General features: G+C 50.5%; 18 protein-coding genes. 16 read left to right on the top strand and 2 right to left on the bottom strand.

Features of this window, described 5'->3' with window-relative positions; genetic code table 11:
- Window positions 1-58: 58 nt before the first annotated feature.
- The 12 genes from DFR60_RS10070 to DFR60_RS10125 all read left to right on the top strand — a co-directional run bounded on the left by DFR60_RS10070 (window position 59) and on the right by DFR60_RS10125 (window position 11,227).
- On the top strand, window positions 59-847 hold the full coding sequence (locus DFR60_RS10070; RefSeq protein ID WP_110322780.1) for an MBL fold metallo-hydrolase: 789 nt from the start codon (window positions 59-61) through the stop codon (window positions 845-847).
- Window positions 831-1,631, top strand: a complete 801-nt coding sequence (locus DFR60_RS10075; protein WP_025529767.1) for a threonine/serine exporter family protein — start codon at window positions 831-833, stop codon at window positions 1,629-1,631. Before DFR60_RS10070 ends, DFR60_RS10075 begins: the two co-directional genes overlap by 17 nt.
- A gap of 2 nt (window positions 1,632-1,633) precedes the next feature.
- A complete protein-coding gene (locus tag DFR60_RS10080) occupies window positions 1,634-2,092 on the top strand; it encodes a threonine/serine exporter family protein (protein WP_110322863.1) in 459 nt (152 codons plus the stop codon).
- 43 nt (window positions 2,093-2,135) lie between these two features.
- Window positions 2,136-3,407: a dihydroorotase gene (locus DFR60_RS10085; RefSeq protein ID WP_110322864.1), complete on the top strand. Its 1,272-nt coding sequence runs from the start codon at window positions 2,136-2,138 to the stop codon at window positions 3,405-3,407.
- Between the two features lie 20 nt (window positions 3,408-3,427).
- The gene (locus DFR60_RS10090; protein WP_110322781.1) at window positions 3,428-4,120 is read left to right on the top strand and encodes a YjjG family noncanonical pyrimidine nucleotidase; all 693 of its coding nucleotides are present in this window, start codon (window positions 3,428-3,430) and stop codon (window positions 4,118-4,120) included.
- A 55-nt stretch (window positions 4,121-4,175) separates the two neighbouring features.
- Window positions 4,176-5,297 (top strand): alkaline phosphatase family protein, encoded by a 1,122-nt coding sequence (locus tag DFR60_RS10095; protein WP_110322782.1) that lies wholly within the window; start codon window positions 4,176-4,178, stop codon window positions 5,295-5,297.
- 42 nt (window positions 5,298-5,339) lie between these two features.
- Entirely contained in the window at window positions 5,340-5,810 is a 471-nt protein-coding gene (gene bcp, locus DFR60_RS10100) for a thioredoxin-dependent thiol peroxidase (RefSeq protein ID WP_055660106.1), read from the top strand.
- A 160-nt stretch (window positions 5,811-5,970) separates the two neighbouring features.
- Entirely contained in the window at window positions 5,971-6,873 is a 903-nt protein-coding gene (locus DFR60_RS10105) for an amino acid ABC transporter substrate-binding protein (RefSeq protein WP_110322783.1), read from the top strand.
- Between the two features lie 15 nt (window positions 6,874-6,888).
- The gene (locus DFR60_RS10110; RefSeq protein WP_025529760.1) at window positions 6,889-7,539 is read left to right on the top strand and encodes an amino acid ABC transporter permease; all 651 of its coding nucleotides are present in this window, start codon (window positions 6,889-6,891) and stop codon (window positions 7,537-7,539) included.
- A gap of 16 nt (window positions 7,540-7,555) precedes the next feature.
- A complete protein-coding gene (locus DFR60_RS10115) occupies window positions 7,556-8,335 on the top strand; it encodes an amino acid ABC transporter ATP-binding protein (RefSeq protein ID WP_110322784.1) in 780 nt (259 codons plus the stop codon).
- Window positions 8,336-8,427: 92 nt separating this feature from the next.
- Window positions 8,428-9,078 (top strand): hypothetical protein, encoded by a 651-nt coding sequence (locus tag DFR60_RS10120; protein WP_110322785.1) that lies wholly within the window; start codon window positions 8,428-8,430, stop codon window positions 9,076-9,078.
- Between the two features lie 508 nt (window positions 9,079-9,586).
- Window positions 9,587-11,227, top strand: a complete 1,641-nt coding sequence (locus DFR60_RS10125) for an ABC-F family ATP-binding cassette domain-containing protein (RefSeq protein ID WP_002605274.1) — start codon at window positions 9,587-9,589, stop codon at window positions 11,225-11,227.
- A gap of 82 nt (window positions 11,228-11,309) precedes the next feature.
- Here the strand turns inward: DFR60_RS10125 and DFR60_RS10130 are convergent, their stop codons facing one another.
- Both DFR60_RS10130 and DFR60_RS10135 read right to left on the bottom strand, forming a co-directional pair.
- Window positions 11,310-12,653, bottom strand: a complete 1,344-nt coding sequence (locus tag DFR60_RS10130) for a putative ABC transporter permease (protein ID WP_110322786.1) — start codon at window positions 12,651-12,653, stop codon at window positions 11,310-11,312.
- A gap of 93 nt (window positions 12,654-12,746) precedes the next feature.
- Window positions 12,747-13,871: a glycoside hydrolase family 88/105 protein gene (locus DFR60_RS10135; RefSeq protein WP_110322787.1), complete on the bottom strand. Its 1,125-nt coding sequence runs from the start codon at window positions 13,869-13,871 to the stop codon at window positions 12,747-12,749.
- Window positions 13,872-14,202: 331 nt separating this feature from the next.
- Between DFR60_RS10135 and DFR60_RS10140 the strand changes: the two genes are divergently transcribed.
- The 4 genes from DFR60_RS10140 to DFR60_RS10155 all read left to right on the top strand — a co-directional run bounded on the left by DFR60_RS10140 (window position 14,203) and on the right by DFR60_RS10155 (window position 18,648).
- On the top strand, window positions 14,203-15,609 hold the full coding sequence (locus DFR60_RS10140) for an ABC transporter substrate-binding protein (RefSeq protein ID WP_110322788.1): 1,407 nt from the start codon (window positions 14,203-14,205) through the stop codon (window positions 15,607-15,609).
- A 62-nt stretch (window positions 15,610-15,671) separates the two neighbouring features.
- Window positions 15,672-16,601, top strand: a complete 930-nt coding sequence (locus DFR60_RS10145) for a carbohydrate ABC transporter permease (protein WP_025529755.1) — start codon at window positions 15,672-15,674, stop codon at window positions 16,599-16,601.
- Between the two features lie 5 nt (window positions 16,602-16,606).
- The gene (locus DFR60_RS10150; RefSeq protein WP_110322789.1) at window positions 16,607-17,464 is read left to right on the top strand and encodes a carbohydrate ABC transporter permease; all 858 of its coding nucleotides are present in this window, start codon (window positions 16,607-16,609) and stop codon (window positions 17,462-17,464) included.
- 191 nt (window positions 17,465-17,655) lie between these two features.
- The gene (locus tag DFR60_RS10155) at window positions 17,656-18,648 is read left to right on the top strand and encodes a LacI family DNA-binding transcriptional regulator (protein WP_110322790.1); all 993 of its coding nucleotides are present in this window, start codon (window positions 17,656-17,658) and stop codon (window positions 18,646-18,648) included.
- Window positions 18,649-18,713: the final 65 nt, after the last annotated feature.

Consider the following 18,713-nt stretch of genomic DNA (forward strand, 5'->3'; position numbering starts at 1 on the left):
AAGTTGACAAACGCTTTCCGTTATAACAGAATAGGGATAACGGGAAAGGAGGCGTCACATGAAGATTACTTATATCCATCACAGCTCTTTTTTAGTGGAGCTGGAATCGGTTTATCTGCTGTTTGATTATACGGAGGGAACGATTCCCGGGATGAAGCGGGAAAAACCACTTCTGGTATTGGCAAGCCACAGGCATGGAGACCACTATTCGCCTGTGATTTTTGATTTGATAAAGGAACATGGAAACGTCAGGTTTGTCCTGTCCAACGATATCTGGAGGAAGCGCCTGCCGGAGGAGGTGCTGCCGCTTACGGATTCCCTAAAGCATGGAGAGACGGCGAAGTACAGGCTGGAGAACGGCATAATCCGGCAGATCACGAGAACTCCGGAGAATCAGATAGAAGGTGGAGTTATATCTGATGCCTGTTTGACCATTCATACTTATAAATCGACGGATGAAGGTGTGGCGTTTCTGATTGAGGCGGAAGGCAAAACCATCTATCATGCGGGAGACTTAAATAACTGGAGATGGGAGGGCGAACCGGATAACTGGAACGACTCCATGGCTAAAAAATACAGTGCTCAGATTGATAAAATGGCCGGAATGCACCTGGATGTGGCTTTTTTGCCGCTGGATCCGAGGCAGGAGGACGATTTTTATCTGGGAATGGACGAATTCCTGCATAAAGTGGATGTGAAACATGTATTTCCCATGCATTGCTGGGGAGATTATTCTGTGATAGGGAAGATCCGGGCACTCGGCTGTTCGGCCGGTTACAGAGACAGGATTGAAGAGATTACTGGGGATGGGGAGGTCTTTACAGAGGAAGATGAACGTTTCGTGTGAGTTAAGCGGGGAGGAACAGCGGGAGATCCTGGACGCCGCCATGCAGGCGGGCCACATTCTGCTGGAAAATGGAGCCGAGATTTTTCGGGTGGAGGAGACGATCGACAGGATTTGCCACTATTACGGAATCGAGTCAGGGAACGCATTTGTGTTGAGCAATGGGATTTTTATTACTTCAGGAAACGAGAGGGAAGAGATCTTTGCAAAGGTCCAGCATATCCCAGTGAGCGGAGTCCATCTAAACCGGGTGGCCGCGGTGAACCAGCTGTCCAGGGAGATCGTGGAGGGGCGGTATACCATAGGCGAAGTGAGGGAACGGCTTGATGAGATCCGCGTCATGCCCGGAAAGACGAAGACCATGCAGATCCTGGCCTCCGGTGTGGGAAGCGCATGCTTCTGCATGCTGTTCGGGGGTAATTTCATGGACAGCGCGGCGGCTTTTGTGTCGGGCGTGCTTCTGTATTTTTACGTGCTGTATATCAGCGGCCCGCATTTATCGAAGATTGTGGGAAATATTGGAGGCGGTGCACTGGTGACCTTTCTCTGTTCCGTGATGTATCTGCTTTCCGTAGGGCAGCACTTGAATTTCATGATTATCGGTTCCATCATGCCTCTGGTGCCGGGAGTGGCATTTACCAACGCCATACGAGATATCGCAGATGGGGACTACATCTCCGGATCCGTGCGGATGCTGGATGCTCTGCTGGTATTTTTCTGTATTGCCATGGGCGTTGGACTTGTGTTCAGCCTGTTCCGTGGACTGACGGGAGGTGTGATGCTGTGACACTGCTCATTTCTGTGGCGGCTGCCGTCGGGGGGACGGTATCATTTTCCCTCCTGTTCGGGGTTCCCACAAAGTATTATCCATACTGTGGACTGATCGGCGGAGCCGGATGGGCTGTTTACTCTATTTTGATTCAGAGCAGCACCGCGCCGGGTGCTGCGCTCTTTGCCACGATCGTGGTGATCCTGCTGTCGCGGCTCTTTGCGGTCAGGGAACGGTGTCCGGTCACCATATTTCTGATTTCCGGCCTCTTTCCGCTGGTACCCGGCGCGGGGGTGTACTGGACCGCCTATTATATCGTGACAAATGAACTGGACAAGGCGTCCCAGACCGGTTATATGGCCCTTAAGGTGGCGGTGGCTATCGTCCTGGGTATCGTGTTTGTGTTTGAACTGCCGCAGGGGATATTCAGGGTGTTTTCGAAGAAAGAAGAGAAACAGGGCAATCCGCGAAGCCGGTAACAGGCCCGGCGGAGTGCTCATCATAAGGAGGTACGGCATGAGGATGCTGATTAAAAATATCCGGATTGTGAGTCCGGGAAATGGACTCGACAGAACGGGTTCTATCGTAATTTCGGACGGAACCATTTTTCGCGTGGGAGACTGTGCGGAGATGGATGGTGAATTTGACACGGTTATCGACGGCAAAGGGCTCGTCGCGGCGCCGGGACTCGTGGATGTACACGTGCATTTCCGGGATCCGGGGCTTACGTATAAAGAAGATATTCATACCGGCGCTGCCGCTGCGGCAAAAGGCGGTTTCACGACGGTTGTCTGTATGGCGAATACGAAGCCGCCGGTGGATAATGTGGAGACGCTCCGGTACGTTCTCGAGGAGGGAAAGAAGACCGGGATTCATGTGCTTTCAGCCGCCGCGGTGACAGTGGGACTTGCCGGGAAGGAACTGACCGACATGGAGGCGCTGAAGGCCCATGGGGCGGCGGGCTTCACTGACGACGGGATACCGATCATGGATGAGAAGCTTTTAAAGACAGCCATGGAGGAGGCGGCGCGTCTGGATCTTCCGCTAAGTTTCCATGAGGAAGATCCGGCGTTTATTGTCAACAATGGAATTAACCACGGCGCTGTCTCGGACGAGTTGGGGATCTATGGCTCACCGGCACTGGCGGAGGATTCTCTGGTAGCCCGCGACTGCATGATCGCCCTGCACACAGGAGCTGCGGTGGACATTCAGCATATCAGCTCCGAGGGAGCCGTGCGGCTGGTGAAGCTGGCGAAGGAGCTGGGAGCGCGGGTATACGCGGAGGTTACGCCGCACCATTTTACACTGACTGAAAACGCTGTTCTGGAGCATGGGACTCTGGCGAAGATGAATCCGCCTCTCCGGACGGAAAGGGACCGCCAGGCCATTATAGAGGGATTAAAGAACGGCAGCATCGATATGATTGCCACGGATCACGCCCCGCACAGTGCGGAAGAGAAGGCAAAACCGCTGACGCAGGCGCCCAGCGGGATCATCGGGCTTGAGACGGCGCTGGGACTGGCAGTCACGAATCTGGTTCGGCCGGGCCATTTAAGCCTGCTTGAGCTGATGGAGAAGATGAGCCTGAATCCGGCGAAGCTCTACCATCTGGATTCCGGTTCCGTGGAAGAAGGAAAGGCGGCGGACCTGGTGCTGTTTGATCCGGAGGAAGAGTGGACCGTAGGGGAATTTGCGTCGAAATCCTCTAATTCCCCGTTTACCGGAAGCAGACTGTACGGAAAAGTAAAATACACGATCTGCGGCGGGAAAATCGTATATCGGGACGGAGAATAAGACCGGAGGGGGAAGATTTGATGAATAAATATACGACTATCCTTTTCGATGTGGACGGAACGCTTCTCGATTTCGATTCCGCGGAGGAGAATGGGCTTGCCAGTGTGTTCAAAGAGTATGAAGAAAGCGGAGCATACCGGACAGCGGATTTAATCGGGACGTACCGCAGGGTGAACCGCGATCTGTGGGACGCCTATGAGAAAGGTCTCATCACGAAGGACCATATTACGGATACCAGATTCGGCGCCGTTTTTGAGGCCCACGGCATTCCTGCCGACGGGATACAAACCGAGCACGATTACAGGGAAATCCTGAATCATACGGCGATCGTCATGCCGGAGGCCGTGGAGGTGCTGGAGTATTTGCAGGACCGGTATGACCTGTATGTGGTGACAAACGGTTTTACAGAGACTCAGAAGATGCGGATGGCGGATTCCGGTCTGGACCGGTACTTTAAGAAATCCTTTATTTCCGAGGAAGTCGGGTATCAGAAGCCGCAGAAAGAGTATTTTGACCGCTGCTTTGAGGCGATGCCGGGAGCGGAGAGAGAACGGACCCTGATCGTGGGAGACTCCTTAAACTCGGATATAAAAGGTGGAAATACAGCGGGAATCGACACCTGCTGGTTTAATCCGCAGGGGGCTGTTCTTACCGCCGGTGTCAAGGTTGACCGGGAGATCCGGTCGCTTAAGGAGTTGAAGGAATTTTTGTAGTCAGCAGGCGGAACTGCCTGATAGATTGTCTGATTTGTGTAAAGGGAGGGCGTGCATGGGGATAAATGGAGGTGAAAACGGAATGTTTGTGGATTATGACCACAGCATTGTGAGTCTGAGCTGTTCGATACTGAAGCATTATGGGGCGGAATACCACCATAAGACGTTCGAACCGATGGATGAGCTTCTTCAGCACCCATACAAGCATGTGGTGATTATGCTGTTTGATGGCCTGGGGCTGGAGGTGCTCCGTCACCATCTGCCTGAAAACAGTTTTTTAAGGAGCCACGCGCTTGGGGAACTGTCCTCGGTCTTTCCGCCGACCACCACGGCCGCGACGACTTCCATCGAGAGCGGATTAACGCCGGCGGAACACGGATGGCTCGGCTGGAATCTGTATTTCCCTGAACTGGGCGATATCGTTTCGCTCTTTCCCAACACCCGGAGAGGTACGCAGGAGCAGGCTGCAAAGTTCCATGCGGCGAGACAGTATCTGCGGTATCGAACGGTCTATGAGAAAATAGAGGAGACGGGGAATGCAAAAGCATATGTCGTCTCTCTGTATGGCTCCGCCAGAATTACCAAATATGAGGAGCTGTTTGACACGGTAAAAGGCCTATGCCGGAAAGAAGAAAGAAATTATATTTATGCCTACTGGGGTGAACCGGATTATACGATGCACGACGTCGGATGCTGTCATGAGTCAATTACTGAAATCATCAGGGACATTGATCAGCGCGTTGAGCGGCTCTGCCGTGACCTCGAGGACACGCTTCTCATCGTGACGGCCGATCATGGTCACGGTGATACCGGATATTTCCTGATCCGGGATTATCCCGAACTGGACCGGATGCTGGAGCGCCCGCCGGTGATCGAAGCCAGGGCAGCGTCCTTCTATGTGAAACAGGAAAACCTGGAGCAGTTTCCGGATCTGTTTAAACGGCTCTTTGGGGATCAGTTTTTGCTGCTGTCTAAAGAAGCGGTTCTGGGGCAGAATATATTCGGAGGCGGTGTTTGCCATCCGAGATTGCCGGAACTTATGGGCGACTATCTGGCGGTGGCGGTAAGCGGCATGGGGATCAATTACGAAGACAGCGACAGTAAATGGAAGTCCAATCACTCAGGCTTTACGGAACGGGAGATGAAGGTTCCGTTTATCGCGGTGGAAAAAAGGTAACGAAATGAATCATCATTATGAGCAAATAAGGAGGTACAAAATATGCTGCAGGCAGGAACAAAAGCACCAGATTTTACATTGAACGATAAGGACGGCAATCCCGTAACACTCTCCTCTTTTCTGGGTAAGAAGGTGGTTCTCTATTTTTATCCGAGGGATAACACACCGGGCTGCACCCGTGAGGCGTGTGCCTTTGCCGGCGCATATGCGGGATATCAGCAGAGGGGCGTGGAAGTCATCGGAGTGAGCAAGGACAGCGTAAAGAGCCACAGCAGCTTTGCCCAAAAACATGAGCTGCCTTTCATTCTGGTTTCCGATCCGGAGCTGGAGGCCATAAAGGCGTATGACGTCTGGCAGGAGAAAAAGCTTTATGGAAAAGTATCCATGGGCGTTGTCAGAAGCACCTTTGTGATCGATGAGAATGGTGTGATCGAAAAGGTCTTTGAGAAAGTAAAACCGGATACGAATGCACAGGAGATCCTGGAGTATCTGGATGAAAGGGCAAATGCATAGAGAAGGTACGCCGGAAAACCGGGGGCAGCGACAGCCTCCGGTTTTTCGCTGTTTACAGGCTGCGCTCCAAATCAAAGAAATTATAAAAATCTTCTTTACAGAAATACTTTAGTATGCTACCATGGTAGCACATGAAAATGTAGAGGAGGAAACAACAATTATGAAGAAGAGAGTTATGGTAATGGCGGCAGCCCTGGGGCTGATGGCAATGGTATCCGGGTGTTCCGGACAGGCGGCCGGTAATACGGCGGCGGAGACTGCAGAAACGACTGGGAAAGCGGCGGATACGACGGCAGCGGAGGCTGATGCGGATACCAGTGCGGATACGAATGCACCCGAGGCGGAGGCTTCTTTAGCAGGAGCCGCGGGCAGTACATTTACAGTAGGATTTGATCAGGAATTTCCGCCCATGGGGTTTGTGGGCGATGATGGAGAGTATACCGGTTTTGACCTGGAGGTGGCGAAGGTGGTCGCTGAACGTCTCGGACTGGAGTTTGTTCCCCAGCCGGTTGACTGGGCGGCAAAGGATATGGAGCTGGAGTCCGGTAATATTGACTGTATCTGGAACGGATTTACCATGACAGGCCGTGAGGACGATTATACATGGTCGGAAGCCTATATGGCGAATCAGCAGGTATTTGTGGTGACTGCGGAGTCCGGCATCAAGACTCTGGCGGATTTGGCCGGAAAGGTAGTGGAGGTTCAGGCGGAGTCCTCCGCGGAAGCGGCATTAAAAGATGATCCGGATCTGACGGGAACATTTGGAACGCTTCAGACGACACCGGACTATAATACAGCCTTTATGGATTTACAGATGGGAGCGGTCGATGCCATCGCCATGGACGAGGTAGTAGCCCGTTTCCAGATCGAGCAGAGACAGGTTGATTTCATCGTATTGGATGAGACGCTTGCCGCGGAAAACTATGCGGTTGGATTCAAGAAGGGAAATGACACCTTAAAGGATCAGGTTCAGGAACAGCTGGAAGCACTGGCGGCAGACGGCACTCTGGCGAAGATATCCGAGAAGTGGTTTGATAAAGATATTACAACGATTGGTAAATAGAGACAGGGGAAGACCATGACTTTAACGAAGATTTTTTCACAGCTGGCAGGAGGCATGTGGATCAGCATCCAGATATTTTTTGTGACGCTTATTTTTTCCCTGCCTCTGGGACTTTTCATATCCTTTGGCAGGATGTCGAAAAATCCTGTAATCAGAACCATTGTAAAATTTTATATTTCAGTCATGAGAGGGACCCCTCTGATGCTGCAGCTGATGGTGGTTTATTTCGGCCCATACTATCTGTTCAAAATCAAAGTGGGGAATAATTACCGCCTCTGGGCGGCCTTTATCGGATTTGTCGTCAACTATGCGGCATATTTTGCGGAGATATACCGGAGCGGGATCCAGTCCATGCCGGTTGGCCAGTATGAGGCGGCGAAGCTGCTGGGATATTCGAAGACACAGACATTTTTCCGGATTATATTTCCGCAGGTGATGAAACGGATTCTCCCCTCGGTAACGAACGAGGTCATCACGCTGGTCAAGGACACCTCCCTGGCATTTACCATCAGCGTCCTGGAGATGTTTGCGGTGGCAAAGGCGCTGGCATCCTCCCAGACAAGTCTGATTCCGTTTGTGGCGGCGGGCCTGTTCTACTACATATTTAATCTGCTGGTGGCTGTCATTATGGAAACCGTGGAAAAACGGCTGAATTACTATCAATAAGGGGAGGAGAAACCATATGTATCTGCTGGAAATGAACCATATCAAGAAATCATTTGACGGCCAGGGCGTACTGAAAGACATCTCCTTAGCGGTAGAGGAAGGCGAGATTGTCTCCATTATCGGTCCGTCCGGATCGGGCAAGTCCACGCTGCTTCGCTGTGCGACGATGCTGGAGCGGATGGACAGCGGCGAGCTGCTGTACCTGGGCGAAAAGGCGGCCTGGAACGGCCCTGATGGAACCGCCGTCTATGCGGGAAAGGAAAAACAAAAGGAAATCCAGGGAAATTACGGCCTCGTTTTCCAGAATTTTAACTTATTTCCCCATTACAATGTGCTGAAAAATATCATCGACGCGCCGATCCATGTGCAGAAGCGAAAATCTGAGGAGGCAGTCCGCGAAGCGTACGACCTGCTTCGCAAGATGGGACTGGAGGACAAGGCGGAGGCGTACCCCTGCCAGCTCTCCGGCGGCCAGTGCCAGCGTGTTGCCATCGCAAGGGCTCTCGCCTTAAACCCCAAGATCCTGTTCTTTGACGAGCCCACCTCTGCACTGGACCCGGAGCTTACGGGCGAGGTACTGAAGGTGATTCGTTCTCTGGCCGATTTACAAATCACCATGGTAATCGTGACTCATGAGATGGCATTTGCCAGAGACATCTCGGACCGCGTCATCTTCATGGCTGACGGACTGATCGTGGAAGAGGGGACACCGGAGGAGGTTTTTGCCTCCAATAATGAGCGCACGCAGAACTTTCTTGGCCGGTACGGCGATGGATATGGTTCTCTCAAAAATTAAGAAAAAAGCAAAGTAATTTTCACAATCGGATGATATACTATGAGCACTTGATAAAGCTACTTATGGTATATAGCAGAAAGAAGAGGATGCGAATGAAACGAACACTGATTGTGATAATGGCGCTCTGTGCTGCCCTTGCTTTTACGGCCTGCGGAAAATCTTCCGGTAATACAGAGACGACACCGGTACCCACCACAGCGGAACCGGAGACGAAGGAACCGGCGACAACACCTGCCGCGACGCTGGAGGCGCCGGGCAGCACTGCGGAGTTTAAGATTTTAACATGCAATGTGGAATCGGTATCGGATACGCTGGAGGACATGACGGTCAAAAACGGCGATACGGAAGTGAAATTTAACTTAAACGGCGTGGTGATCGAGACCACCTATGAGCTGAAGGAGGGAATCCCCGTCTCTATTATTTACAAGGGAGAGATCTCCGGTGACGACGCCGCTAATGCAAAGATCGTACTGGTGCTGGATGCCCAGGAGAACATGGAAGTGAAGACCATGACCGGAAGCGTAACGGATCAGGCCATGAGCAGCTTTACGATCCGGGACGATAAAGGGGAAGAAACTGGCTTCTTAAAAGATAACTGCGAGGGCCTTAATACCGGCGTTCTCGGCCAGGCCACAGACGACAGCAATGGCAGCGGCGCCATGGTAAAAGTAACGTATGTGACAGTGACCTACGATGCGGGCAGCGAGTCCAATTTCCCGCTTAAAGTAGAGTCCGCCAAATAGATTTTAATGTATCCAGCTGAAAATCAGTTACAGTAAACTCCCCGTCTGGGGCACCGCAGCCCTGTTCGGCCAGGTTGGCTTCCTCAGCCTTTCCAGTTCCGGTTTCGGGCATAAGAAGTTCTAAACGTGCAGAATTTTTCTAAAAACCAGAGGAAATGCCTAAACTCGCGTTCGCTCAGACAGGTGGGCATTTCCCCTGAACGAAAAATTTTGCGCGTTAAGAACTTCTAATACCCTGCAAAGTCACAGGAAAGGCTGAGGAAGCCAACCTGGCCGAACAGGGCTGCGGTGCCCCGGACGGGGAGTGTACTGCAACGAAAATCACCGGATTTACAGGCTTTTTTGATAAAAGGCTTGCAAATTCGGGATTTTCATGTAAAATAAGAGAGATGAGAGACGGGGCCTTATGAGCCCTGTTTTGTGTGAGCGGAAACTCCCGCAGCGGGTGCCTGCTCACTGGAAATAATGACAGAGCGAGCGGCGGTTATAAGAAAGGAATTTATTGGGAATGATTAGTGCGAATAATGTAACCTTACGTATTGGCAAGAAGGCATTGTTTGAAGATGTAAATATTAAATTTACGGAAGGCAACTGCTACGGCATGATCGGTGCCAATGGTGCAGGAAAATCAACGTTTTTAAGAATTTTATCAGGACAGCTGGAGCCGACGAGCGGCGATATTGTGATGACACCTGGCCAGCGTCTTTCCTTCCTCCAGCAGGACCACTTTAAATATGACGAGTACCAGGTTCTGGACACCGTTATCATGGGAAATGCCAGACTGTATGAGATTATGAAAGAAAAAGATGCCATCTATATGAAGGAAGAATTCACAGATGAAGACGGCATTAAGGCGGCTGAACTGGAAGGCGAGTTTGCCTCCATGGACGGCTGGGAAGCGGAGTCCGACGCGGCCAACCTATTAAACGGCCTTGGAATCGAGACAGAGTTTCACTACAAATATATGAAGGAATTAAACGGCGCCCAGAAGGTAAAGGTACTGCTTGCCCAGGCGTTATTCGGCAACCCGGATATCCTGCTTCTCGACGAGCCGACGAACCATTTAGACCTCGACGCCATCGCATGGCTGGAGGAGTTCCTGATTAACTTTGAAAACACGGTAATTGTGGTATCCCATGACCGTTATTTCTTAAATAAAGTCTGCACCCAGATCGCGGATATCGACTACGGCAAGATTCAGCTGTATGCCGGTAACTATGATTTCTGGTATGAGTCCAGCCAGCTGATGGTGAAGCAGATGAAAGAGGCGAACCGGAAGAAGGAAGAGAAGATCAAGGAGCTGCAGGAATTTATCCAGCGTTTCTCCGCCAATGCTTCCAAGTCCAAGCAGGCGACTTCCAGAAAACGTGCTCTTGAAAAGATTGAATTGGATGATATCAAGCCATCCAGCCGTAAATATCCGTATATTGATTTCCGCCCGGCCCGTGAGATCGGAAACGAAGTGCTGACCGTACAGAATTTATCCAAGACGATCGACGGCGTGAAGGTGCTTGACAATATCTCTTTTATCTTAAACAGAGAAGATAAGGTAGCTCTGGTTGGCCCCAACGAGCAGGCGAAGACGGTTCTGTTCAAGATTCTTTCCGGCGAGATGGAACCGGATGAAGGCGATTATAAGTGGGGACTTACCACGAGCCAGTGCTATTTCCCGAAGGACAACAGCGCGGAGTTCAACAACGATGATACCATCGTGGACTGGCTGACACAGTACTCCCCTGAAAAGGAAGCGACCTATGTCCGCGGATTCCTGGGACGTATGCTGTTTGCGGGAGAGGATGGCGTGAAGAAGGTCCGTGTCTTATCCGGTGGTGAAAAGGTCCGCTGTATGCTTTCCAAGCTAATGATCTCCGGCGCCAACGTGCTGATGCTCGACGAGCCGACCGACCATTTAGACATGGAGTCCATCACAGCGTTAAACAACGGCCTGGTGAAGTTCCAGGGCGTGCTGCTCTTCTCCTCCCGTGACCATCAGATCGTGGAGACGACCGCTAACCGTATCATGGAGATCGTGAACGGCCAGCTGATCGATAAGATCACCACGTACGACGAGTACCTGGCCAGCGATGAGATGGCGCGTAAGAGACAGGTATTTACACTGACCGATGAGCAGATGCAGGAGAATGAATAAAGTAAGTGAATAAAGTAAGACTTATCATAAAGTAAAGAATCGCCTGGGGATTATCTCTCCAGGCGATTCTTCCGTTTGAATGCTATTCCTTGACAATGGCGTTTGGATAGATCCACTCCATCCTCTTATCCGGAAAATGATCATCCAGGAAGTAATCGATGGAATTGGAGGCGTTCCGGCCCGTCTGCCGGTCCGAGTAGCGCGCCAGTGCCATGGCTGAAATCACGATGTTTACCGTCATGAAGACGATCATGCACCAGCTTAATAATTTCCCCGCCTTGACCGGAACCCGTTCGATGAGACCCGAGATGCGCGGATAAAGAAGCTTGATCCAGATGACAGCTGCCAAACCCCAGAAGAAGCAGTACAACAGGTTGATTCTTCCCCCCAGGTTGAAGGGCAGTTTACTGTAATCCCAGAATACGGTGCCGAAGGCAATCTCCGTGAACACGCTGCAGATGTACTCATAGGCGCCGCCTACCACGGTACCGAATAGGAAAATATACCGATCGTCACGGTCCTTATACTTGTGAAGCATCATGGTGAGGACCACAACGCCCAGCCCCCACACGACGCTGAAGGGTCCATAGACCACGCTGCTGCGGCTCATCAGGATTCCGGAGGTGACGTAGCAGAAGATCGTCTCAGTGATATCTCCGAGGAATGCTCCGATAAAGAACAGCCATACGAGCTTATGGAACGAACAGCCGTCGGCGAAGACAGCTGGAGCTGCCTCGCAGGAACGTGTTTTTGCGCGGGAGACGGAGTCAGTGTCAGCTGCAGTACTTTCCGGCGCTGCTCCGGGATGGGCCTTAGCCATTCGCCGTTCGATCCGGGTAAAGATGGCGCGTGCCAGCCTGTTGGAAATCTGCTGCATTCCCTCGGCCAGCTCTTCCACGCGGGTGTTGTATTTCTGCACCTGGAAGACCACTCCGAGTACGCTGATAAAATCTATGGCCAGGATGACGAGACCGGCGATGAGGATAATCTGTCCGGCCAGCGCTGGAACCCGGCTGATGACCATATGGATCAGTGGATGAATAAAACGGAGAGTAAGCGCCGCTCCCACGCCCCAAAGGGCTGAAAATGGGATACAGACGTAACCGCCCAGATTGTATTTATAATCAGAATAGTCCCACCACCGCTTCTTAAACAGCTTTTCCATCAGCGCCCCGGTAAAGAACTCCAGGATCGTGGCGATGACGGCGCTTCCGATGGCCAGGAAGACGAGACTCTCTCTCAGAGAACTGAAAAAGGTCAGAATCAGGATCATGCCGATTCCGTATACCGGGCAGAGAGGGCCATTTAAGACGCCGCGGTTATAGAAATGCTTCTTTTTCAGAGCCGCATAGGCGATTTCCATGCACCAGCCCAGAAATGAATAGATGAAAAAATAAGAGATCAGTTGAAAAAGTGCTTCATTCATATGTACAGATCCTTTCCGCGAACCAAAGTATGGGGCTTATGGCATATGATACCATAAGCCCCATACCGTTGCAAGGGAAATGAAACCTGTAACCTACTTCCGCATCAGGATTTCAATATAAGCAAGAATGAGCGGTGCGATGCCCTTCGCTTCATTTTTTACAATAGGCTCCCGCATATAATATTCAAAGGTGCCTTCCCGGTTCTCGGTGTTGCCGAGGCCGGCTACGAGGCAGATGCCATCCAGCTGTAATTCGCCGTTTTCTTCGGAGAGATACTTATCGCAGATGCCCTGGAATGCCTTTTCGCCGAATGGAAGATATGTGTCCGGCAGATAGCCCAGACGGACGCTCTTCATGATCGCGTAGGCGAAAATGGCGGAACCGGAGGTCTCTAAGTAATTGGGACTGATGCCGCCGCGGTTCACGACCTGATACCACATGCCGGTCGTTTCGTCCTGGTAAGGAAGCATGGCGTCAATCAGTTCCCGGTATATGGTGTTTAATTCGGTGCGCTGTTCCATTAAGGAATCCGGCATGATTTCCATGGTGTCGATGAGGGCCATGGAGAACCAGCCCAGCGCGCGGAGCCAGAAGTTATCGGAGAGTCCGGTCACCCTGTCGCACCAGAACATCTTCCGGGAATCGTCATAGGCGTGGTAGTAAAGGCCATTCAGCGGTTCCCGCATCAGCTGCCGGACATTTTTAAACTGATCGATAATGTCCATGCAGTTTTTGCAGTCATTGTATTCTACTTCATACTGCATATAGAAAGGAAGCGCCATGTAGAGCCCGTCCAGCCAGATCTGGTTGGGGTAGATCAGCTTGTGCCAGAAGTTGCCGGTAGAGGTGCGGGGCTGGCCGAGGATCTGGCTGTGCACGGTGTCGATTCCCTTCCGGTATTTCTCTTTTCCGGTCAGCTTATATAAATCGAACAGGGTCTTGCCTGCATTTACATTGTCCAGATTATATTCTTCCGGGTCGTAGGAAACAATGGAGCCGTCCTCGCGGACGAAGTGATCGATGAAATGATCGGCGAATTCTAAGTATCTGCTGTTTTCTGTAATGTGGTAGAGTTCGAGAATGGCCTTGATCATGCAGCCATCCATATAGTTCCATTTAGCCGGAGCCGATGCATCGCTCTCTTCCTTATACCAGATCGGTGATTCAGGGGTACTCTGATCTAATAATTGATGAATATAGCGGTCCAGTATTTCCATATTGAATACTCCTTTTCTGTATATGAAAAAAATAAAAGATTGAAAATTCAAACGTTTGCAGTTTCTATTATAATATCATATATTTTAAAAAAATAAAATTAGTAAATATATATAAAAAGTTGATAAAATGATATGCATAATACACAATTGACATGGGAAAAGAATGGTGATAAGATAAAAACATCAACGAGACAATGTATATTTGCTGGCAAAAAGACACAAATGAGGGGCTGGAATGTAGCAGATATGCATATTTTTAAAAAACAGGTTGCAAACCTTTGCAAAACAGAGCAATGAGAAAAGCGCCTATGAAAGAAAGGGAGACTGTCTTATGAGAAAGAACTGGAAAAAAGCTTTAACACTGGTAATGGCGGCTGCGATGGCAGCAGGACTGGCAGGCTGCGGCAATGGAGCAAAGCAGGCGGAGGAGACGACCGCTGCTCAGACAGAGGCTGCAAAAACAGAAGCTGCAAAAACGGAGGCGGAGACCACGGCGGAACCGGCGGAGGCGGAAGGCCTGGCGGTGAATACCACAGATCCCATCGAGATTTCCTTCAGCTGGTGGGGCGGCGATTCAAGGCACGAAGCCACTCTGGCTGCAGTCGATGCGTTTATGAAGAAGTATCCGAATATTACGGTAAAGACTTCTTATTCCGCATGGGATGGCTGGGAAGATAAGATGTCCTCACAGTTTGCCACAGGCACGGCACCCGATGTAAACCAGATTAACTGGAACTGGATTACTTCCTTCAGCTCAGACGGAAGCGCGTTCTATGATCTGAATAAGTTATCCGATATTCTCGATCTGTCCCAGTTCTCGGAAGATTACCTGGCACAGTGTACGGTAGCAGACAAACTGCAGGGCGTTCCGATCTCCATGACCGGCAGAATCTTCTACTGGAACAAGACTACATACGATCAGGCCGGAATTGAGACGCCGAAGACCTTAGCTGACTTAAGAGCAGCAGGAAAGGTATTCCAGGAAAAGCTTGGCGACGATTACTATCCGCTGGCTATGAACGAGTATGACAGAACAATCTTCATGGTTTACTACTTAGAGTCCAAGTACGGAAAAGCCTGGGTAGAGAATAATGAGCTTCAGTACTCCGAAGATGAGATCAAGGACGGTCTGGAATTCATCCAGTCTCTGGAAGCGGATCACGTAATTCCGTCCATCGCCACCATCGCAGGCGACGGTGCAGCTTCCTTCGACAAGAACCCGAAGTGGATGGAAGGCAAATACGCAGGCATCTTCGAGTGGGATTCCGCAGCTACCAAGCAGCAGGGCGCGTTAAACGAAGGCCAGGAATTCGTAGTAGGCGAAGAACTTGCCGACATGGGCGACCATAAGGGCGGCTTTGCGAAGGTTTCCATGTGCTTTGGTATTTCTGAAAACACAAAGCATCCGGCTGAGTGTGCAGCTTTAATCAACTTCCTGTTAAATGAGGAAGAGGGCGTCAAGATTCTCGGTTCCGAGAGAGGAATTCCGTGCTCCGCAGAAGGCCTTAAGATCTGTGAAGACAACGGCCTGTTAAATGAATTAGTGGCAGAAGCAAACTCCAAGGTTTTAAGCTATGTCTCCTTCCCGTTGGATCCGAAGTTTGAGGCGAGTGCATTAAAGGCGACAAACGAGGGCGTTTACTGGGATGTAATGGCAGGCTTAAGCTACGGCGATTACGATCTTGATGAAGCAACCGAAGTACTGATTGACGGTGTCAATAAAGTTTTAAGCAAATAGTGAGTGACAATCAGCGGCCGCCGGCAACGGGGGCCGCTGCGTAAGAAAGAGGAGGTAACGGTATGAAGCAACCAGCGGCTCAGAGTACAACCGCAGAAAGAAGGAGCTTTAAGAAGATCGTAAAAGAAAACAAAGGCTTTTTCTTCATACTGCCATGGCTGATCGGATTTCTTATCTTTAAGGTATATCCGTTTGGATCATCACTTGTATACAGTTTTACGGACTATCATTTGTTTGACGGAGTTTCCAAAGTTGGCCTGATGAACTATGACGAGATTATCCATACTAAGAAAATTGTAAAAGCCTTTGTGGTTACGATGAAATACGCTTTCATGACCGTACCGCTGAAACTGGTTTTTGCGTTATTTATTGCATATATTCTGAACTTTAAGTTAAAGGGAGTCAATCTCTTCCGTACGGCTTACTATATTCCGTCGATTCTGGGCGGCTCCATCGCGATCGCTGTGCTGTGGAAAGCGGTATTTAAGGATGACGGTATTATCAACATGCTGCTGAGCTACATGGGCATTGAGGGACCGAACTGGCTGGCCAGTCCGTCTCACGCGCTGTTTGTAATCTGCCTGCTGAGAGTCTGGCAGTTTGGGTCTGCCATGGTGATCTTCCTTGCGGCCTTAAAGGGTGTTTCGGAGGATTTATATGAGGCGGCAGCCATCGATGGCGCCGGAAAATGGAGACAGTTTTTCAGCATTACGGTTCCGCTTATTACCCCGGTTATTTTCTACAACCTGGTTACTCAGTTGTGTCAGGCGTTCCAGGAATTCAACGGACCGTTCATCATTACCCAGGGCGGACCGCGTAATTCGACCATGCTGATCTCCATGCTGATTTATAACAATGCGTTCAAGAGCTACGAGATGGGTCTGGCGAGCGCTCAGGCATGGCTGCTGTTCCTGATTGTAATGACGTTTACAGGCATTGCATTTTTCAGCCAGAAGCACTGGGTCTACTATTCAGATGAGGACGGGAGGTAAAAAAGATGACGAGAGAGACAAGAAAGACTGTCAATACGATCGTGCGCTACGTAGTGCTGATCGTAGTGGGATTCATCATGATTTATCCTCTGATCTGGATGGTTGGGGCTACATTTAAAACGAATAATGAGATATTCAGCGGGATTGGTTTTATACCGAAGAATCCGACGCTGGACGGTTATAAGAATGCGTTGAAAAGCTATGGCGGAGATATTGATATCTTTAAAGCCATGATTAATACGTATTCCATCGTTTTACCGAAGGTGGTATTCACGATTGTATCCGCCACCGTAACGGCATACGGCTTCGCCAGGTTCGAGTTCAAGGGCAAAAAACTGCTCTTTGCAGTTCTGATGTCCACACTGTTCCTTCCCCAGGTCGTGTTAAATGTGCCGCAGTTCGTCCTGTTCAATAAGTTTGGCTGGATCGATTCCCCGATTTATCTGGCGCTGATCGTACCGACACTGTTTGCGACGGACACCTATTTCGTATTCATGCTGATTCAGTTCTTAAGAAATATTCCCAAGGAGCTGGAGGAAGCGGCTACCATCGACGGCTGCGGTTCTGTCAAGACCTTATGGTATGTGATCGTGCCGATGTTAAAGCCATCGATTGTATCGTGTGCATTATTCCAGTTTATGTGGTCTTCCAATGACTTTATGGGACCATTGCTTTATGTCAACACACCGGCCCGCTACCCGGCGTCCATCTTTGTTAAGATGTCCATGGACGCAGATACCGGCTTTGAGTGGAACCGTGTGCTGGCCATGTCCCTGATTTCCATTATTCCGTCTCTAATTGTGTTCCTGCTGGCTCAGGATCAGTTTATCGACGGTATTGCGGCAGGCGGCGTAAAGGGTTAAGTGAATGGGCGGAGGCGTTGTACCTCCGTCCTTCTTTGTTTGGTGCAGTTCACAGCCCGGTCGGTCTCTGCTTCCCGGGCTGTAACCTCTGCCTCCCTTTAAAGTAAAACTCAGAGAATTAAGGTGTTGCAATCTTCGGACGTCAAAGGTATACTAAATCTATTACGTATTTGTGGCAGGGAGTGTGGGATATGGCAGTTACGATCAAGGATGTGGCAAAAAAAGCGGGAGTGTCTTACTCTACGGTATCCAGAGCCTTAAATGATCCGAATGCGGACAAGTCCGATAAAAAGAAACGTATTTTGAAAATCGCGGAAGAGATGGGATACGTGCCGAATCAGGCGGCGATTCAGCTGAAGATGTCACGGTCCTACGTGATTGGTCTTTACTTCTCTACCATCAGCAAGATGAGTTCCCCCTTCGTTCTGCACGATGTGCTGACCGGGGTCTACAGCGTGGTGGGGAGCAAATATAATGTCATTGTAAAAGGTATTGATATGCATGAGCCGGGGACGCTGAATCCCTCCTTTTTGGATGGAATTATTGTGCTTACACAGAAGGACGACGATCTGGAATTCATGGATGAAGTCCTGAATAAGGGGATTCCCATGGTAGCCATCTGCCGGACGGTATTTCTGGATGTGCCTAACGTTACCACCGATGAGGCCGGAGCCATGGAAAAAGCCATGGATTGCCTTCTGGAAAACGGACATCGGAGAATCGGCATTATCGAAGGGAATTCGAATCTGGATTCCACCAGGCTGCGTCACCGCGGCTGGCGCGCCTCCATGACAAAACACGGTCTGGATCCTGACAGTCTGCCGGTGGAACACGGTACATACCGCTATGCCAGCGGATATCAGGCGGCCAAGCGGCTTCTGGAACAGGATCTGACGGCAATTTTAAGCTTTAACGATGAGATGGCATTCGGCGCCCGGGAGGCAGTCACCGAGGTCGGCCTAAAGGTGCCGGAAGACGTATCGCTGGTGGGCTTCGACAATTGGGATCTGTCGGGTTATGCGAATATGAAGCTGACTACCGTGGAGCGGAACATGGGCGAGATCGCCCGGGAAGGGACGCGGATTCTGCTGCGCCGTCTGGAGGACGGAATCATCGATAACCGGCGGGTCTATCTGGAAAACAGACTGATAATACGGGAAACCGTGAAGAATTTAAATGCTTAGGTGCTTCGCATTGGGTGCGCCTCTCCGGCGCGGGTCTGACTCGCGGGAGAGGCGCTTTTTTTGAA

Source organism: Hungatella effluvii (assembly GCF_003201875.1).
Classification (GTDB): Bacteria; Bacillota; Clostridia; order Lachnospirales; family Lachnospiraceae; genus Hungatella; species Hungatella effluvii.